Annotated in this window: 13 protein-coding genes and 1 riboswitch; of the genes, 7 read left to right on the top strand and 6 right to left on the bottom strand. The window is 66.0% G+C overall.

Annotated elements, in window-relative coordinates; genetic code table 11:
- The first annotated feature begins 48 nt into the window (after positions 1-48).
- From ACCQ09_RS21130 to ACCQ09_RS21115, 4 genes are all read left to right on the top strand, one after another.
- The gene (locus ACCQ09_RS21130) at positions 49-582 is read left to right on the top strand and encodes a hypothetical protein (RefSeq protein WP_012439623.1); all 534 of its coding nucleotides are present in this window, start codon (positions 49-51) and stop codon (positions 580-582) included.
- Between the two features lie 231 nt (positions 583-813).
- Positions 814-1,236, top strand: coding sequence for a hypothetical protein (locus ACCQ09_RS21125; RefSeq protein WP_228428074.1), 423 nt, complete (start codon positions 814-816; stop codon positions 1,234-1,236).
- A gap of 10 nt (positions 1,237-1,246) precedes the next feature.
- Positions 1,247-1,696: a 3-dehydroquinate dehydratase gene (locus tag ACCQ09_RS21120; protein WP_040942083.1), complete on the top strand. Its 450-nt coding sequence runs from the start codon at positions 1,247-1,249 to the stop codon at positions 1,694-1,696.
- Complete coding sequence (locus tag ACCQ09_RS21115) at positions 1,677-1,904, top strand: hypothetical protein (protein ID WP_040942082.1); 228 nt, start codon at positions 1,677-1,679, stop codon at positions 1,902-1,904. The genes ACCQ09_RS21120 and ACCQ09_RS21115 overlap by 20 nt, the downstream gene beginning before the upstream one ends.
- 182 nt (positions 1,905-2,086) lie before the next feature.
- On the opposite strand, the gene ACCQ09_RS21110 is transcribed toward ACCQ09_RS21115, so the two are convergent.
- The gene (locus ACCQ09_RS21110) at positions 2,087-3,814 is read right to left on the bottom strand and encodes an outer membrane protein assembly factor BamB family protein (RefSeq protein ID WP_040942081.1); all 1,728 of its coding nucleotides are present in this window, start codon (positions 3,812-3,814) and stop codon (positions 2,087-2,089) included.
- A 790-nt stretch (positions 3,815-4,604) separates the two neighbouring features.
- Positions 4,605-5,144, bottom strand: coding sequence for a gluconokinase (locus ACCQ09_RS21105; protein ID WP_012439617.1), 540 nt, complete (start codon positions 5,142-5,144; stop codon positions 4,605-4,607).
- Positions 5,145-5,302: 158 nt separating this feature from the next.
- On the opposite strand from ACCQ09_RS21105, the gene ACCQ09_RS21100 reads away from it, so the two are divergent.
- From ACCQ09_RS21100 to ACCQ09_RS21090, 3 genes are all read left to right on the top strand, one after another.
- The gene (locus ACCQ09_RS21100; protein WP_011039147.1) at positions 5,303-6,685 is read left to right on the top strand and encodes an MFS transporter; all 1,383 of its coding nucleotides are present in this window, start codon (positions 5,303-5,305) and stop codon (positions 6,683-6,685) included.
- 44 nt (positions 6,686-6,729) lie between these two features.
- Positions 6,730-9,084: a GH36-type glycosyl hydrolase domain-containing protein gene (locus tag ACCQ09_RS21095; RefSeq protein ID WP_162274443.1), complete on the top strand. Its 2,355-nt coding sequence runs from the start codon at positions 6,730-6,732 to the stop codon at positions 9,082-9,084.
- A gap of 741 nt (positions 9,085-9,825) precedes the next feature.
- Complete coding sequence (locus tag ACCQ09_RS21090) at positions 9,826-13,269, top strand: hybrid sensor histidine kinase/response regulator (protein WP_040942078.1); 3,444 nt, start codon at positions 9,826-9,828, stop codon at positions 13,267-13,269.
- A gap of 848 nt (positions 13,270-14,117) precedes the next feature.
- On the opposite strand, the gene ACCQ09_RS21085 is transcribed toward ACCQ09_RS21090, so the two are convergent.
- The 4 genes from ACCQ09_RS21085 to ACCQ09_RS21070 all read right to left on the bottom strand — a co-directional run bounded on the left by ACCQ09_RS21085 (position 14,118) and on the right by ACCQ09_RS21070 (position 18,639).
- Positions 14,118-14,699: a manganese efflux pump MntP gene (locus ACCQ09_RS21085; protein ID WP_011039144.1), complete on the bottom strand. Its 582-nt coding sequence runs from the start codon at positions 14,697-14,699 to the stop codon at positions 14,118-14,120.
- Between the two features lie 4 nt (positions 14,700-14,703).
- A riboswitch (yybP-ykoY riboswitch) is annotated at positions 14,704-14,875 on the bottom strand.
- 115 nt (positions 14,876-14,990) lie between these two features.
- Positions 14,991-16,511: a S41 family peptidase gene (locus ACCQ09_RS21080; protein WP_228428072.1), complete on the bottom strand. Its 1,521-nt coding sequence runs from the start codon at positions 16,509-16,511 to the stop codon at positions 14,991-14,993.
- An 81-nt stretch (positions 16,512-16,592) separates the two neighbouring features.
- On the bottom strand, positions 16,593-17,768 hold the full coding sequence (locus ACCQ09_RS21075; protein WP_040942076.1) for a helix-turn-helix domain-containing protein: 1,176 nt from the start codon (positions 17,766-17,768) through the stop codon (positions 16,593-16,595).
- A gap of 121 nt (positions 17,769-17,889) precedes the next feature.
- Complete coding sequence (locus tag ACCQ09_RS21070; RefSeq protein WP_011039141.1) at positions 17,890-18,639, bottom strand: IclR family transcriptional regulator; 750 nt, start codon at positions 18,637-18,639, stop codon at positions 17,890-17,892.
- Positions 18,640-18,788 lie beyond the last annotated feature (149 nt).

Here is an 18,788-nt window from a genome sequence, read left to right as displayed (position 1 = left end):
AGTCGACATAATTTAGCTATATCGAAATTCGAGAAGGAAGGATGGTCAATGGTGACTAGTGCAGATTTTATCGGACCCTCCCCTCAAGACGAATTTGTCAGGGCCCTCGAGACTGAGGATATTATCGGTTGCGTGCTTCGCCTCCACCTTCACATTGAGGAGTTACTGGCCGTATTCATAAATTCGTCAATCACGATCGAAACTGCAAAGATAATCACATTGCCTCAAAACTTTTCTCACAAAGTTCAACTCGCCACTGCGTTTGGAATGCCAGTGGAGATGGGGTTGGCGACGCTTGAGCTAAATGGATTGCGAAATAAACTAGGGCATAGGCTCGGCCACCAGCTTAGACGCGAAGATGTTTTCAAGTTTGCCGAAAAGGTAGATGCTTTGCGCGAGGCGCTATTTATGAGTGACCCTAGCGTTATGGTGAGCGCGATCGAGCTATATGGCAAAGGCAGCGGCAAACGTCAGTTTGGAGAAGGTGACCCAATTTGGGACTTCAAAATTACTGCCGGCCTTTTTTACGGGTGGATGCTTCGATATCTTGCCGAGAGGGGGGATCTCATTCGAACAGCATAATGCCTTAGGATTGATCGGGCCGAGGATAAAATCCCTGTAGCAGTCCGCGATCAAGCTGTAGCGCTACCACGGCTGCCTTTATTCTTGGAGTGCGAGTGATCGGATCGACGCGCGTCCATTTCTATGTATTTACTAACTCTTTATGCCGGCACTCTGACGTACGCATAGCCGCTTTATGCCCGGCAGGCCTACTTTGGCACTCCCGCACCGTGGTGCGTTGAGTCGAAGACGATGTGTATCCTGATTTTGCGTGGCCCGCAGTCCGATGCGATACCGGTGGCGCCGCTGCCGCTGTGTGCCGGGCGTGACCTGCGCACGCTGGCGTGTGCTGACCTTGCGAGCCTGATTGCCGGGCTGCAGGCAGCCGGTGGCGATTCCGATGTGGAACTGGTGCTGCTTGATTCCGGCGATCTGCCGCTGCACGAGCGGACGTGTGCGACGGCCTTGCGTGCGGCAGTAGATGCCTTGCCCACGCCGTACATCGAGCTGCATGCCGACGCCGGCCAGGAGCTGGAGCCGTGGCTGCATCCGCAGCATGCGCCGCTGGCGGTGGTGATTACGCCACACGATGCGCCGCGTGCGTATGCGATGTCACTCGGCATTGCGGCGCGGTGTTTGCCGGCGCTGCATGCGCCGATGCGCGTGGCTGTCTGAGGCCGCCGACATGTCGATCATGATTCTGCGTGGGCCGGAAGCGGCGTCGTCGCTGGTGCGTGGGCCGCAGGCATTGCCGCGTGCGGTGATCACCCAGTTGGTGCGCTGCGCCGGGGATGCGGGCAAGACGGTGGCGCTGCGCGCCTGTGGGTCGGAGCAGGAGTTGCTGGATGCCTTACGCGTGGCCGGGCAGGCGCGCATGGAGATCGCGCTGATCGATCCGGGCAGCTGCGTGGACAGCGTGCGGCTGCACCGCGTGCTCGCCGGGCTCGCGTATCCGTATGTGGAAGCCCACGACGACAGCACGGACCGGCCGGAGCGTTGTTTGCCCGCCGGGCTGGGCCAGCGGGTGGCCATCGTGCGTGGCTATTGCGCGCAGAGTTATTTGCTTGGGCTGGAGATCGCGCTGGAACATCTGGGCTGCACGGAGATTCAGGGCGATGTCCACGTTGGCACCTGAGCGGCAGCTGCTGCATTACTTCGCCGACTACGAAGGCTATTGCGATGGTCGGCCGGTGCTGTGGGGGCAACTGGCCCACAGCGTGGCGGTGCCTGCCGATGGTGTGCTCGATGCCGCAGAACTGGTGTGCGCGTTGCGCCGTCGCGCGGCCGAAGCGCATGGGTTGGAGGCGGGACAGATCCGCTTATGCCAGGTCACGCGGCTGTAGGGCGTGCTCGCGCTCGAAGCAAGGCCGGTGTGGGACGTGCAGCAATGAGGGCGCCGATCAAGTGCACATGCACATCAGATGTGGCCCGTCGCTTGGCGCCACACACAACGACGCCACCCGAAGGTGGCGTCGCTGTTTTGCTGTCACTACGCGTCATTCAACGCAGCGCACGTGCTAGCCGATTACTTGGCCGCGCCGCTGTCCGGCACGAACTTGATCAGCTGGTTGCTGGTGGCGGCGGTGCCGAAGTTGAAGCGGCCATAGCCCGCGCCCCAATACAGCGCGCCGTCGACCACTGCCGGCGAGCTGATCACCGAACCGGTGGCGTTGTAGTTCCACAATGTGGCGCCGGTGTCGGTATCCAGGGCGACCATGTTGCCGGCCATCGAACCGGCGTACAGCAGGTTCGGCGACACGGTCAGCGAGCCCTGACCACCGGCCGGCACGTTCGGGTTGACGCTGTTTACGCCGGGCACCTTGACCTGCCACTTGATCTTGCCGGTGGCCGCATCCAGCGCTGCCCACGAGCCGCCGTTGTGGCTGACGGTGTTGTCCGGCCCCAGGGTATAGGTGGCGTTGGAGCTGTTATTGATGGCCACATAGACCTGCGACTTGTACGGGTCGAACGCGGTGCCCCACTCGACGCCGCCGGTGGTGCCGCCCGGGCCCACCTGCGTGGACCACACCTTGGCGCCAGTCCTGGCGTCGAAGGCCCAGTAAATGCCGCTCTTCTGGCCGGCGCCGACCAACTGCTGCGGCTTGCCGTCGCGCCAGACGGTGAACAGCTGTACGCCGGCGCCGCCGAAGTCGTAGTCAGGACCGGTCAGGTTGGTGGCCTGCGTGTTCGGGCACAGCCCATTGGTGGGCGCCACGATGCAGGACAGGTTCCAGGCGTCGTAGCCCTGCGCGCGGTCGGCCCAGGCCAGCTTGCCGGTGTCCAGGTTCAAGGCGACCACCGAGTCGACGTAGTTGTCCGGCGCCATGCAGTTCAACTCATCCTGCACGGTGAGTTCGCTGCCGCGGTAGGACCGCGCATTGGAGACGCAGTTGCCCACGCCAGCGGGGATGTTGTAGTTGTTGCCGGTGCCGAAATACAGGCGGCGGCTGATCGGATCGATTGCCACCTGGCCCCACACCGATGCGCCGGTATAGCCCTCGGGCACGTTGTAGAACTGCCAGACTTTCTTGCCGGTGTTCAGATCCAGCGCCACCACGCTGCCGCGGAACGTGAACGTATGCGTGGCGTCCAGGTTGCCCCAGTCACCCGAGGAAATACCCACGTAGATACGGTTGCCGTAGATCACCGGCGAAGAAGTGATGCGTGCCTGCGGGTTGGATTCGGCCACGCTGCTCCACAGCAACTTGCCGGTCTTCTTGTCGATTGCCATCACCGTACCGGAGGCCTGGTCGCCAACGATGATGCTCTTGCCGCTGATCGCCGGCGTATTGCGCGTCACCGAGTTGGCGTTGCCGGTGTAGTCGGACAGCTTGGCCTGCCAGTTCGGCTTGCCGCTCTGCGTGTCCACGCTATACAGCGTGCCGCCCCAGTCGGGCACGTACAGCGTGCCGCCTTCTACGCTCGGCGTCGCCGAGATGTCGCCAGTGGTGGTCAAGGTCCACGCCGGCTTGAGGGTCGGGGCGGTAGTGCGATTGATCTTCCATTCGCCAGGCGCGAAGCGGCTGTTGAAATAACCGCCACCAGCGGTAGGCCAATTATTGGGGCTGGCAAACGGAAGATTGCTGCCAAAGGAACGCCAGACCTGGCCGGACGCTGCAAAGGCGCGGGTATCCAGGGAGGACACCGACGGTGGGGCGGTTGTGCCGGACTGGGCGAAAGCCACTGCGCTGGCGAGCAGGCAGGGGATGAGCGTCAAACTGCGAAACCGCAAGCGGCGAAGAGAATTGGTCATCACGGCGTGTCCATTGGTGAAGGAAAGCGCTGAATCCCCCCGGATCTGCGTGGTGAAGATCGCCGATTGCGATGACCGTGCAACCCATCGGTGGCGCCGTGTTCATGTCGCGGTCGGGTCTGGTTGTGTCTGGTAGTACCAGCTTGGAAAAATTCTGTTCAGCGCGTTCGTTATTCGCACAAATACTGATGATGCATCACGATCTGCGCGGGCTGTGATAGACAAAATGATTCAATCGGACGATCACGCAAACCCCTGTAAAACAGCGGTCTACTGAAAGTAACCTGGCCACGTTGCGCATCCTGTGTGACGCCTGGCACTCGCGTGAGCTGCCCTGCATCGCGGCATCTGCAGACTACCAATACGCCGCGCTTCAAGCGGCGCGATGCGTTCAATCCTGTAGCGGCGCAGCATGCTGCGTGTCTACGCGCGCGCGGGTCACGGTGGGGTTCGATGCATGCACCGATTACGTATTGGCGCGTGCCCGCGGATATGCGAGGGCGCACTGAGTTGGATGTCGCGGAAGCAGCCAGCTGCGCATCGTCGCCGAATGCGAACGCGATGGTGCCGTTTGCTGCAACGTGCCGTGCGCCGCAGCGTCAGCAGCGCGTTCTGCGGCAGCAATTTCTATCGCATCCGCAAGTTGAAGCTACATGCTGTGCGGCGGACCGCACGCGCTGCCACACATCACGCCGTCACCGCACCTGAGTTGGCGTTGCAGCGGCGTTATCGCACGCACGCCGCCCACACATGCGACCCATCGATCCCACTGCCACTGCAACGCGTTGCGCTACTCCAATGCCAGCTGCGCGATCGCGTCCTGCACCACCTCCGGCACGGTGGCATCCACGTCCACCGATACCACGTCGGCTTCGTCCAGCGGCAGTTCCAGCGTCTGCAGCTGGCTGTCGAGCAGGCTCGGCGGCATGAAATGGCCCGCGCGTGCGCTCAGGCGTGCGGCGATCACGTGCGGCGCGGCATGCAGGAACACAAAGCGCATCGGAACCCCGCTGCGGCGCAGCAATTGGCGGTGCGTGCCGCGCAATCCGGAGAACGCCAGCACCACCGATTCACCGCTCTGCACACAGTCGCGCAAGGTCGCCGACAGCAGCTCTACCCAGGGCAGCCGCATCGCATCGGTGAGCGGTTGCCCGGATGCCATCTGCGCGCGCGCGGCCACGCTGTGATAGTCGTCGGCATCGAGAAAACGGAAGCCGTAGTGCGTGGCCAGGGCCTGCGCAATGGTGGTCTTGCCGCTGCCCGAAACGCCCATCACCACGATGGCCAGGGGCGAAGCGGACGCGGGCGTGGCAGCTGCTGCAGTCTCCATCACGTCAGGTTATATCTCCGGATCGATTCGGCATGTTGCCGGATTTCACGTTGGCGGCAGGCCGATGCGTGGTGTAGCGTCGGCGCTCCTTGCCAGGTGAGCGGTCCAGCAGCGTAACGGTGCGCTCCGCCGGGTTCAACGCATCCGAAGGTCTGTCGATGACGTCATCGCCTGCAACGCCTCCGCCGTTGGCGCCACTGCGCCTGCGCGAAAAACTCGGTTACGGTGCCGGCGATCTGGGCCTGAATCTGTACTGGGCCAACATTTCCGCGTTCCTGCTGATCTTCTACACCGACACCATGCACCTACCGGCCGCGGCCGTGGGCACGATGATCCTGCTCACCAAGATCGCCGATGCGATCGCCGACCCGGCGATGGGCGCGCTGGCCGACCGCACGCGCAGCCGCTGGGGCAAGTTCCGCCCGTATCTGTTGTGGGGCGCCGTCCCGATGGCGGTGACCGGCGTGCTCGCCTACACCACGCCGGCGCTGGATCAGAACGGGCGCATGTGGTGGGCCACGATCAGTTTCCTGGTGATGATGCTGGCCTACACGGTGGTGAGCATTCCGTACTCGGCGTTGTCGGGCGTGATCACCGCCGACAGCAACCAGCGCACCAGTCTGATCAGCCTGCGCTTCATCGCCGCCTTTGCCGGCACCACGCTGGTCAATTACTGCACGATGGATCTGGTGAAGTGGTTCGGCGGCGGCAACGATGCGCTGGGCTGGCAACGCACGATGATGCTGTATGGCGCGGTGGCGGTGGCGTTGTTCGTCACCGTGGCGCTGACCACGCGCGAACGTGTGCAGCCACCGCCGCAGCAGCGCTCACCGATCCGCCAGGACATCGCCGACCTGCTGCACAACCGCCCGTGGTGCGTGCTGTTCGTGCTGTCGTTGATCATCATGATCACCATCGTGATGCGCGGCGGTGCCGGCGTGTACTACCTCAAGTATTACGTGCAGCGCCCGGAGCTCACCGGGTTGTTTCTGGGTGGCTATTCGGTGTCGCTGGCGGTGGGTGCGGCAATCACGCCGCTGCTGACGCGTCACTGGGACAAGCGAACGCTGATGACTGCGCTGATGGCCGTCGTGGGCCTGCTCAGCTGCCTGATGTTCTTCATCCCCGCCGACATGGTGTGGGCGATCTTCGCCTTGAACATGCTGATCGGCGTGGCGCTGGGGCCGAAATCGCCATTGGCGTTCTCGATGTATGCCGACAGCGCCGACTACACCGAATGGAGCACCGGGCGGCGTGCCACCGCGATGACCTTTGCCGCGGCCACGTTCTCGCAAAAGCTTGGCGGCGCGCTGGCCTCGGCCGGCATCGCCTGGGTGCTGGCCGGCATGGGCTATGTCGCCAACAGCGCGCAGTCGCAAGCATCGTTGACGGGCATCGTGCTGCTGTTGACGGTGATCCCCGGCGTGGTGGCCTTGCTGGCCGCCTGGACCATGCGTTTTTACCCGCTGGACGACGGCCTGCTACGTCGCATCCAGCTTGAACTGGCCGCGCGCAAGCGCGACGAACCGGAGCACCCCTGACCGTGTCTGCAGCTTCCCCCGCACCCGACGATCTCGCCACGTTGATGGCGCCCAGCGCCGACGGCATGCGCTATGCGCTCTACAGCCCCACCGCCATGCCCACGGCCGGCGGCTTCCTGTGGAACCGCCGCATGATGGTGCAGCTGACCTGCCGCGGTTACGCCACCGCGCAATTCATGCAGCCGGAGCCGGCCAAGTACGCGCATGCGCCGCTGCTGGAAGCGCGCAATTTCATGATGCCTGAGCAGCCGTACTACGCGCATCATCCCGGGCGCTTCTTCTACCTCAAGGACGAAGACACCGGCGCGCTGTATTCGGTGCCGCATGAACCGGTGCGTGCGCCGGCGGAAACGTTCGAGTTTTCCGCCGGAAAGCACGATGTGCGCTGGCGGGTGCGCCACGACGGCATCGTGGTGGAGCTGTGCGTGTCGTTGCCCACCGACGATGCGGTGGAGCTATGGGAATGCCGCGTGCACAACCAGTCCGGGCGTACGCGGCGGCTCAGCCTGTATCCGTATTTCCCGATCGGCTACATGTCGTGGATGCACCAGAGCGGCGGCTACTCGCCGGAGCTCGGTGGCATCGTCTGCCGCAGCGTGACGCCGTATCAAAAGGTGGATGACTACTTCCGCCAGCGCGATTTCAAGGACTGCACCTTCTTGCTGCATGAGCAGCCGCCAGTGGCCTGGGACGCGCAGCAAATGGCGTTCGAAGGCGAGGGCGGGTTGCATGCACCGTCGGCAGTGCAGGCCGAGCAACTAGGCAACCACGACGCGCATTACGAAAACCCCGCCGCGGCGCTGCAGTACCGGCTCAGCCTGGCGCCGGATGCGGCAACCGTGTATCGCTTCGCGTTCGGCCCGGCCAAGGACGATGCGGAGATTGCGGCCCTGCGTGCGCGGTACCTGTCTGCCGAAGGTTTCGCCGCTGCCGCGCAGGACTATGCGCAGTATCTGCAGGCCGGGCGCGGCTGCGTGCAGATCGCCACGCCCGATGCGGCGCTGGACAACCTGGTCAATCACTGGCTGCCGCGCCAGGTGTTCTATCACGGCGACGTCAATCGCCTGACCACCGATCCGCAGACGCGCAACTATCTGCAGGACCACATGGGCATGGCCTACCTGCAGCCGGCCACCGCGCGCGCGGCGTTGCTGCATGCGTTGTCGCAACAGGAGCCCAGCGGTGCGATGCCGGACGGCATCCTGCTGGTGGAAGGCGCCGAGCTCAAATACATCAACCAGGTGCCGCATACCGACCACTGCGTGTGGCTGCCGATCTTCCTGGATGCGTATCTGGCCGAAACCGGTGATGTGGCGGTGTTGGATGCAGTGGTGCGCACGCACGACGGGCAGGCGCTCAGCGTGGCCGCGCGGCTGGACGCAGCGATGCAATGGCTGCTGGATGCGCGCGATGCACGCGGGCTGAGCTTCATCGCGCAAGGCGATTGGAACGACCCGATGAACATGGTGGGCTGGCGCGGCGTGGGGGTGTCCGGCTGGCTGACCGTGGCCACGGCCTATGCGCTGCGGCTGTGGTCCGGGATCTGCGCCGCTAACGGGCGCAGCGCGCAGGCAACGCAGTTCGGCCAGGCGGTGGAGGAGGTCAACGCTGCCGCCAACCGCGAGCTGTGGGATGGCCACTGGTATGCGCGCGGCATCACCGATGATGGCGTGCGCTTCGGCATCGCCGACGATGAAGAAGGCCGTATCTATCTCAATCCACAGAGCTGGGCGCTGCTGGCCGGGACCGCCGATGCCGAACAACGCACGGCACTGCTGGCCGCGGTGCGCGAGCAACTGCATACCCCGTACGGGCCGGTGATGCTGGCGCCGGCGTACACGCACATGCGCGACGACGTGGGCCGCCTGACCCAGAAATGGCCGGGCGCCGCGGAGAACGGTGCGGTCTACAACCACGCGGTGGCGTTCTATCTCTACAGCCTGTATCAGATCGGCGACGCCGATCGTGCCTGGGAGATCCTGCGCGCCATGTTGCCGGGCCCGGACATGGCCGACGCGCTGCAACGCGGCCATCTGCCGGTGTCGCTGCCCAATTACTACCGCGGTGCCTGGCACCAGTATCCGCGTACCGCCGGGCGTTCCAGCCAGCTCTTCAACACCGGCACGGTGGCCTGGGTGTACCGCTGCGTGCTCGAGGGCCTGTTCGGGCTGGTGGGTGACGGCGATGCACTGGCGGTGCGCCCGCAACTGCCCTCGCACTGGCCGCAGGCGCAGGTGACCCGGCAGTTCCGCGGCGCGCAGTTCGAGGTGGCCCTGACCCGCGAGCCGGGCCGCACGCAGCTGGAAGTGCAGGTGGATGGCGTGGTCAGCCCGGACCAGCGCGTGCACGGCATCGTCGCCGGACGCACCTACCAGCTCCAGGTACGGTTGCCGGGCTAAGCGCCCGGTGACGGTGGAGCGTTTGACGGCGCAGTGTTGAGGATTGAGGTGCGCGATGGGGTTCCTGGTGACGCCCATCGCTGGTAGAGCCCATCGCGCGCGAGCGCGCTCCTACGGGAGCGGGGCAGCGGACGTTGGCCAGATCGTTCCTGTGCGGATGGGCGCCATCGGCCGCGCTGTCACGTTAAACGCCAACGGATAGGCCACGCGCGTTTCGATACGACAGCACATGCGGTTCTCGATGCCCCCCGCAGGCCGCCACCAGCCAGTCGCCACGAACACAACGCCCTGTAGGAGCGCGCTTGCGCGCGATGAAGCTGTCCCGATACGCCGAACGCATAGCGCCGTCTCACCGCGGCTGTTAGCCCCCAGGCCGTGCACGTCCGGCAGGGCGCCTCATCTAGTAGCTGTAGCTACGGCCCAGCGGCAGATACGGCTGCCCGCGCTAAGCGCTCGGATAACGGCGCAGCGTGGGTGAGGAGCACGAAGGGCGTCCCGGTGAAGCCCATCGCGCGCAAGCGCGCTCCTACGACAGCCGGCCAGCGGACGCCGGCCAGTGCCCTGCGCGGATAACCGGCATCCACCGCCATAGCCAACACCCTCCACCGCGCCCCAGCCAGCCGCTCTTGCGATTCCCGACTCCCCATTCCCCATTCCCCATTCCCCATTCCCGATTCCCGATTCCCGATTTCCGACCCCACTGCGTAAACTCCCCCCTCGCATTCCCGCCTAGGAAGCCCGTTGGTCTCGAGCTGGATACTGCTGCTGGTCTCGCTGGGATATGCCGCGCTGCTGTTCGGGGTGGCGTGGTGGGGCGATCACCGCCCGCTGTACCCGGAGCGGCCGTGGCTGCGGCCGGCGGTCTACAGCCTGGCGTTGGCGGTGTACTGCTCGTCGTGGACCTTCTACGGCGCCGTGGGCTCGGCGGTGCGCAACGGCATCGGCTACCTGCCGATCTACCTGGGCCCGCTGCTGTTGCTGCTGTTTGGCTGGCGCATCATCGAACGGTTGGCGCTGATCGCGCGCGCCGAAAACACCGTCTCCATCGCCGACTTCATTTCCTCGCGTTATGGCCGCTCGCGGCGGCTGGCGGCGCTGGTGGCGGTGATCGCGCTGGTCGGCATCGTTCCCTACCTGGCCCTGCAGTACAAAGCGGTGGCGATGAGCCTGGAAGTGCTCACCGGCCACAGCAGCGCCGGGCGCGGCATCTTTGCCGATCCGGCGCTATACGTGGCGTTGCTGATGGCGTTGTTCGCCACCTTGTTCGGCACCCGCCAGGTGGATGCCACCGAGCATCACCACGGCATGATGCTGGCGATTGCGCTGGAGTCGGTGATCAAGCTGGTGGCGATCGTGGCGGTGGGCGTGTTCGCCTGGCTGTGGCTGGGTGATCACCAGCTGCGCATCGCCGATTCGGCGCGCACGCTGTTCCAGCACACGCCATCGGTGGGCTTCATCTCGCAGACCTTGCTCAGCTTCCTGGCCGTGGTGTGCCTGCCGCGGCAGTTCCATGTGGCGGTGGTGGAATGCAGCGATGTCGGCGACATCCGCCGCGCGCGCTGGTTGTTCGGGGCCTACCTGGTGATCATCTCGGCGATGGTGGTGCCCATCGCCTCGGCCGGTGTGGCCTTGTTCGGCCAGGACAGCTCGGTGGTGGACGATGCGGTGGTGCTGGCGCTGCCGCTGAGCCAGGGCAATACCGTGCTGGCACTGGTGGCCTACGTGGGCGGGTTCTCTGCGGCCACCGGCATGGTGATCGTGGCCAGCATTGCGTTGGCCACCATGGTCAGCAACGACCTGGTGATGCCGGTGCTGCTGCGCCGGCGCAGCAGTGCCGACGCGCGCGCCACCGTGGCCTCGCGGGTGTTGTGGATCCGCCGCGTGGCAATCCTGTTGCTGGCGTTGATCGCCTACGGCTACCACCGCAGCGTGGCCAACGACACCACGCTGGCCGCCTACGGGTTGATGGCGTTCGCGGCGGTGGCGCAGTTCGCGCCGGGCGTGATCGGCGGGCTGTACTGGCGCGGCGCCAGCCGCAAGGGCGTGGAGACCGGCATGGTGCTGGGCTTCATGACCTGGATCTACACGCTGCTGCTGCCGGCGGCCACGCGCGCCGGCTGGCTGCAGCCGGAGTGGCTGGTGGATGGCCCGTTCGGCATCGGCTGGCTTCAGCCGCAGCAACTGTTCGGCATGAGCGGCTGGGACCCGCTGGCGCATGGCACGTTCTGGTCGCTGCTGATCAATACCGGCACCATGATGGTGGTGTCGGCGCGCTGGCGGCCCGGTGTGGACGAGCGCCTGCGCGCAGCGCCGTTCCTGGACCCGTATTCGCAGCGGCCAGCGGTGGCCGGCGAATGGCCTGGCCACGTGCATGTGGCCGACCTGCAGGCGCTGGCCGAGCGCGTGGTGGGCGAGCGGCATGCGCATCGTGCGTTTCTGGATCAGGCGCAGTTGCTGGAACGCGAGCTGCAGCCCACCGCCGTGGCCGACCGCGCCTGGGTGCAGTTCACCGAGCGCCTGCTGGCCGCGTCCATTGGCGCCGCGTCCGCGCGCCTGGTGCTGACCAGCCTGTTGCGTGGCTCGGGCATGGAGCTGGGCGAGGTGGTGGCGGTGCTCGACGAGGCCGGCCAGGAGCTACGTTTCAATCGCGAAATTCTCTCCACCACGTTGGAAAACATCAGCGCCGCAGTCAGCGTGGTCGACCCGGACATGCGCCTGACCGCGTGGAATCGCCGCTACCAGCAGCTGTTCGGCTACCCCGACGGCATGCTCTACGTCGGCCGCCCGGTGGCGGACCTGATCCGCTACAACGCCGAGCGCGGCGAGCTGGGCGAGGGCGATATCGAAGACCAGATCGACCGCCGCATCCGCCACATGCGCGCCGGCTCGCCGCACGTGTTCGAGCGCACCCGCAGCGACGGCAAGGTGATCGAAATGCGTGGCCAGGCGCTGCCCGGCGGCGGCTACGTCACCAGCTACAACGACATCACCGACTACAAGCGCGCTGAGCGCGCGCTGCTGGACGCCAACGAAAACCTGGAGCAACGCGTGGCCGACCGCTCGCGCGAGGCCGAGCTGGCGCAGCAGTCCAAGACGCGCTTTCTGGCGGCGATCAGCCACGACGTGTTGCAGCCGCTCAACGCCGCGCGGCTGTTTGCTTCGGCATTGCGCGAGAGCCACCAGAACAACGAAGAACAGCGCCACCTGGCCGAGCGCGTAGATGCCTCGCTGCGTGCAGCCGAAGAGTTGCTGGACGGCCTGCTCGACGTCTCGCGGCTGGATGCCGGCGGCTTGCGGCCCACGGTGGAGGATTTCGATGCCAGTGCCTTGATGCACGAGCTGGCCGCGCAATACGCGCCGGTGGCGGCCAGCCGCGGGCTGCGGCTGCAGGTGCACGCCCGCGCGCTGTGGGTGCGTAGCGACCGCCGCCTGCTGCGCCGGGTGATGCAGAACTTTCTGGCCAATGCGCTGCGCTACACCCGCCAGGGCCGCATCGTGCTGGGCATGCGCGGGCGCGGCGCGCAGGTGGAGCTGCAGGTGTGGGACACCGGCCCGGGCATTCCCGAGCACCACATGCGGCAGATCTTCGAGGAATTTCGCCGCTACCAGCAGCCATTCGACTGGGGCGAACAAGGGCTGGGGCTGGGCCTGTCGATCTGCCAGCGCATCTCGCGCCTGCTCGATCACGACCTGAGCGCGCGCAGCCAGGTGGGCCAGGGCAGCATGTTCTCGATCCTGCTGCCGCGCGTGGACGCGGTGCCGGCCGCACCGGTGCCGGTGCTGGCGGTGCGCCCGCAGGCCAGCGGCGATTCGCTGGCCGGGTTGCGCGTGCTGTGCGTGGACAACGACCGCGAGATTCTGGACGGCATGCGCGCGCTGCTCGGCCGCTGGCAGGTGGAGGTGATCACTGCCAGCACCGTGGACCAGGCGCTGGAGCTTGCCCGCGAACGCCCGGACGTGATGCTGGTGGACTACCACCTGCACGACCGCCTCGATGGCCTGGACACCCTGGACGCCTTGCAGGCCGCCGCCGTGGACCCGATCGCCGGCGCACTGCTCACCGCCGACGGCCGCGATGAACTCAAGCAACTGGCGCGCCAACGCGGCTACCGCCTGCTCACCAAACCGGTCAAACCGGCGTCATTGCGCGCGTTCTTGAGTGCGTATCACGACACCATGCGGTGACGTGCGCCAGTTGTGGCTTGACCGCGCTGCTTATAAAACACGCAGCACCGTAGGAGCGCGCTCGCGCGCGATGAAGCGTTACCGAGGACGCCACATCACCGGGACTGCCCCATCGCGCGCGAGCGCGCTCCTACGAGTGAGTCGTGCCCTGATCCAGGAGCCTGTGCGCAGGCAACGGTCGCTGATGTCGCCGTGCGCATTCTTGAGCGCCCATCGCGACAAGATGCGTTGATGCACGGCGGCATCTATGATGCACCACGCTGCTTACAAAACACGCAACACCGTAGGAGCGCGCTTGCGCGCGATGAAGCCGTACCGAGAACGCCACACATCACCGGGAATGCCCATCGCGCGCGCGCTCCTACCAGTGCCCGGGCCGATATAGAAGTCTGCGCGCAGGTAGTTGTCGGCTGATCTCGACGTGTGCACGTCTTAAGCGCGTATCACGACATGATGCGTTGATACGCGGAGGCCTGACTCGATCGCGCTGCTTGCAGAATACGCAGCACCGTAGGAGCGCGCTCGCGCGCGATGAAGCCGTACCGGGAACGCCACATATCACCGGGAACGCCCCATCGCGCGCGAGCGCGCTCCTACGAGTGAGTCGCGCCCTGATCCAGGAGCCTGTGCGCAGGCAACGGTCGCTGATGTTGCCGTGCGCATTCTTGAGCGCCCATCGCGACAAGATGCGTTGATGCACGGCGGCATCTATGATGCACCACGCTTCTTACAGGACACGCAACACGGTAGGAGCGCGCTCGCGCGCGATGAAGCGTTACCGAGAACGCCACATCACCGATAACGCCCCATCGTGCGCAAGCGCGCTCCTACCACGGCAATCGCGCTGCCTACGCCGCGCCGCTGAGGTGTTCGTAGAGGATGGTGCTGCCGATGAGGATCAGGATCACGCCGCCCAGGATCTCCGCACGCTTGCCGATCAGCGCGCCCAGTGCACGGCCGAGCATCACGCCGGCGGTGACCATGCTCAACGTGCACAGCCCGACCACGGCCGCCACCACGCCGATGTGCACATCCAGAAACGCCAGGCTCACGCCCACCGCCATCGCATCGATGCTGGTGGCAAAGCCGGTGGCGGCCAGTGCCAGCAAGCCATAGCGCTTGGGCGTATCGCGCAGTGCTTCATCCACCTCGGACTCGTTGCGCAGCCCGGCCACGATCATGTGCGCCCCCAGCGCGCCGAGCAGGCCGAAGGCGATCCAGTGATCGAAGGCGGCGAGGTAATCGGAGGCCGCGCGTCCGAGCATCCAGCCGATCACCGGGGTGATCGCTTCGATGCAACCGAACACCAACCCGGCACGCACGGCATCACGCCAGCGCGGCCGCCGCATCGCCGCGCCCTTGCCGATGGCCGCGGCAAACGCGTCGGTGGACATCGCAAAACCAAGCAACACGATAGAGAGCGGAGACATCGACAACCTCGGGTTGGGCACGATCACAACGGCATGCGCCCGCGCCCAACCATCGTTGTGCACGCATGCCGCTGGTCTCGCCAAACCAAGAGTGGTTGCCCGCACCACGGCGCAACGGCCGAGTATGTTGATGCGGGCGCTTCCATCGACTGGAAGCAGGCTACTCCCCAAGGGGGCGCGCAGTGTACCAACGTGCGCCACGGATCAGCGCGTTTTGCCTGCACGCGAAGGTCGGTCTGATCTTTATAGCCGAAGCTATGTAGCAGCACTGCGGAAGGCGACTGACCCGGCTCACGCACCGGGCAGCAACGCGGTGACCGCCGCCATTTCCGCATCGGTGCCGTGCTGCAGATCCGCAGCGCTTGGCCGCACGGTGATGTCGGGCAGCACGCCGCGATCCGGTTGTGCGGTCAAAGGGAACTGGCCCACCAGCGGCAGGTCCACTTCGATGTGCGAGTTGGGCAGCTGCACGAAGAAGAACGCGCTGCCATTGATGCCACGCAGATTGCCACCGGTGGGTTGCCCGACCAGCGTGGCCAGCCCATTGGCTTGCACGCGTTGGGCGAATTCGAACGTGGCCGAGCTGTTCTCGGCGCCGATCAGCACGAACACCTTGCCGGCGAAATGCGGCGCGCGCGGCGCGATCTGCGTTGACGTCTTGGTAGATGCATCGTCGCTGGCCGCGTCATGCAGTGTGTAGAAGCGCGCATCGTCAGCGTCTTCAACCGCGCGCGCGCCCCAATCGCGAAAGGAAGCGTCCCAGGTGGTGACGAATGGCGCCAGCGACGCGGGCAGGCGGCGGTAGCGCACCCGCTTGCGCATCGGCGGCACACCGAGCGCACGCGCGGACAGATACCCCTGCAGCACGCTGCCCACATCAAGCCCGCCTTCGTTACCACGCAGGTCGATCACCAGCGCGGGGACCTTGCGCGCGGCCAGGGTGGAAAAACTCTGCGCCAGAAATCCGCGCCAGTCCCACTGGCTGTCGTACAAGGCCCAATCGGGCATGCGCAGGATCGCCAGCCGTGCGTTTGGCATCTCCAGGCGCCATGCCGGCGCGGTGCTGTCGCGCGGTTGGATCGGCGCCATCGCCTGCCGTTGCGCCGCCGTCAGGCTGTGTACCTGCAGCGTGCGCACTGCGCCACCCCCAGGCCCGCGCACGCGCAGCAGCGGTTCGGCGCTGATCTGCGGAAACAGCAGCGGCAGGTAGGCATCGAACGCCTCGATGCGCGCGAAGCCCTGCACCTCCATCTGCGCGATGCGCTTGGCATCGTTGCTGCCGTCCGCGCGTGCCACGCCCATCAGGGCCGACAGGATCTGCGCGGCGGGCACGCCGTCGATCGCCAGCACCTCGGTGCCGGGGACCAGCGACCGCTGGTTCGAGCCGTTGCGGCTGATCACCATGCGCCCGTCCAGCCAGCGGAAGTAGAACGGCAGATGGCGGTCGTGGTCGAACAGCGCGTGCTGGATCGCCTCGGGTTGATTAACGAAATTGGGGAAGCTGTGGCCGCAACGCACGCTGGCGGTCAGGCGGGAGATCGCCAGATAGGCCTGGGCCAGGGTGGCGCCCTGGCCGAGTTCGGCACGCAGCGCTGCAAAGCGTTGCGCCACCGCCTGCTCGCTGGAATACCGATACAGCCCAGGATGCAGCGCAGCGTAGGCCTGCTCCAGCACCGCGATGTCGGCAAGCAGGGCGGGGCCGGGCAGGACGCTATCACTGCGCACCGGTGGCGCAGAGGCTGCAGGGGTGGCGCCAGCCGGCTGCCAGCTCAGCAGTGCCACGACCAACAACAGGCGAAGGCGACGGGACATGGCGACTCCTTGATAGGGAGCACCCAGCCTGCTGATCGCTGCTGCAGCAGACGACTCAACGGCCCAATGACGCGACGATTTTCAGGCGATGGGACGTTGCGAGCGGCGGTAGTCGCTGGGCGTGCACTGCACGCTGGCGCGGAACACGCGGTTGAAGCTGGCCTTGGAGCCGAAGCCGACCGCCAGTGCAATGGTGAGGATGTCCTGGTCGCCGGTGAGCAGACGCCGCGCCTCGGCAATCCGCAGCCCATTGATGAACCCGCTGAAGGTCTGCCCCAGCCCCTCGTTGAGGCCGCGCGAGAGGTAGTTGCTGTTGGTGCCCATGCGCCGCGCCAGCTCCGGCAGGCTCAGGTCCGGCTCGCGCCACCAACCATGTGCATCGACCTCGGCCGCAATGCGCGCGCCAAACGCGTGCCAGTCTTTTTCCTGGGTCGCGCTGACCACTGCCAGCCCCGCCGGGGCGCTGGCGTGCTCCGGCAGCGGAACGACGGGTGGCGCGGACCCTGCACGTGCCGGCGCATCGGCCAGCGCATCGCCGCTCAGCAGGAGATCGCGGCGCGGATACCGGGCCCGCGCATGGCGCCAGCCTTCCAGGCCCAGGTAATAGACCACTGCCACGGTGGCCAGGTAGCGTGGAAATTCGTCGAAGTACGACAGCCGGTGCCACCAGCGGTCGCTGACCGTGAAGCCGAGCCGCAACAGCAGCAGCGCGCTGGCCGCCAGCAGGAAGCCGCGCAGCCAGGGCAGGCGTAGTTCCTCGCGTGCGCCGCTGTGATGTTCCAGCCAGCGCTGATAGCTCAGATATTCGCGCCAGGCCATCAGCAGATACACGCCGAGCGAGAGCAGCACCAGCGCGTCCTGCAGCGGCGCGATCCAGGGCCGCTGCACGGCGTCGTCCCAGGCCCATTTGCGCTGCAGCGGCCAGGTGAACAGCCAGGCGTAGTAGCCGCCCTGCAGCAGTGCCGGCAGCAAGTGCAGCGCCCACCGGCGTGGCAGATGCGCGCGCGCCAACTGGCGCACATAGAGCCAGACCAGCGGGCCGATCGCCAGCTCCCAAAACAAGGGGGCGTAGGTCAGGTCGGGATAGGCGTCGTAGGCACCGGCGTAGCCGAGCGTATAGGGCGTAATCAGCGCCACCACCACCAGCAGCAGTGCGGCCAGACAGCGGTTGGCGATGCGGTTGCGCGGCGCCCAGAGCAGCAGTCCCGCGCCGATCACGCCGTGCGCACTCCCGAGTAGCAGGCTGGTGCTCCACATCCCGAAACTGATGCTGGACATGTCATCCCGCTGTGCCGATCGCGCCGAGTATAGGCCCGCGTCCGCGGCGCGGTGCATCAGGTGCGTGCAGCCATCTCCGCAGCCTCGCAACAACGGTGTGTCAATGCAGCCCGGCCGAGATCTCGGCAGTTGCCGCACGCAGCGCGCTCAATGCGGCCTGCGGGCCGACCAGCTCCGGGCGGCGTTCGATGAAGGGCACGGTGAGCGTGTAGGTGGCACTGCCGCGCTGCAGGATCGGTGCGGTGAGGTCCACCACGCCCACCACCGCCTCGCTGGCGTGCATCGCGTAGCCGGCCTGGCGGGTTTGCTCGGCATCGCGCAGGAACTGCGCGCGGTTGTAGGGCACGTCGCTGGCGTCCAGCTGCTCCAGCCAGCGGGTCTGCACCTCCGGCTGCTGAAAGGCGAACAGCACCAGGCCCGAGGTGGAATGGGCGAGCGGGCGGCGATGCCCGGGCCGCACCACCAGGCCCAGGTCACTGGGCACGTCCATCTGCGCGATCACCACGATCTGGTCGCCGGAGGGCGCCACCAAATGGCAGGGCTGGAAGATCGCATCGGCCAGCCGGCGCATCACCGGCAGCGCGGCATCGGTGATGGTCTGCACCTGCGGCTGCTGCATGCCGAGCATGAACAACCGGTTGGTCAGCACGTAGTCGCCTTCGCCATCGCGGGTGAGGTAGCCGCGCTCTTCCAGCACCTGCAGCATGCGGAAGATCTCCCCGCGCGAACGGCCAATGCCCTGCGAGATCGCGCCCATGCTCATGGGCTGCGCCTGGCGCGCCAGCAGCTCCAGGATGTCCAGGCCCTTGTCCAGGGCGGGGGCACGGTACTTGGCGGGTTCGATGCTCATCCGTTTGCAACTCCAGGCACGATGCGGCGCGTCAGGGTACAGGCATCGGCTGGAGGCTCGCCAACGCCACTCGGTGCAAATATAAACAAAGTTTTTATATTTGCATGCCACTGCGGCGCGCAGTACGCTCGCCTGCACAATCTGCGCAA

It is taken from the genome of Xanthomonas sp. NCPPB 2586 (assembly GCF_041475775.2).
GTDB lineage: Bacteria > Pseudomonadota > Gammaproteobacteria > Xanthomonadales > Xanthomonadaceae > Xanthomonas > Xanthomonas campestris.
This window is presented reverse-complemented; position numbering and strand designations above follow the sequence as displayed.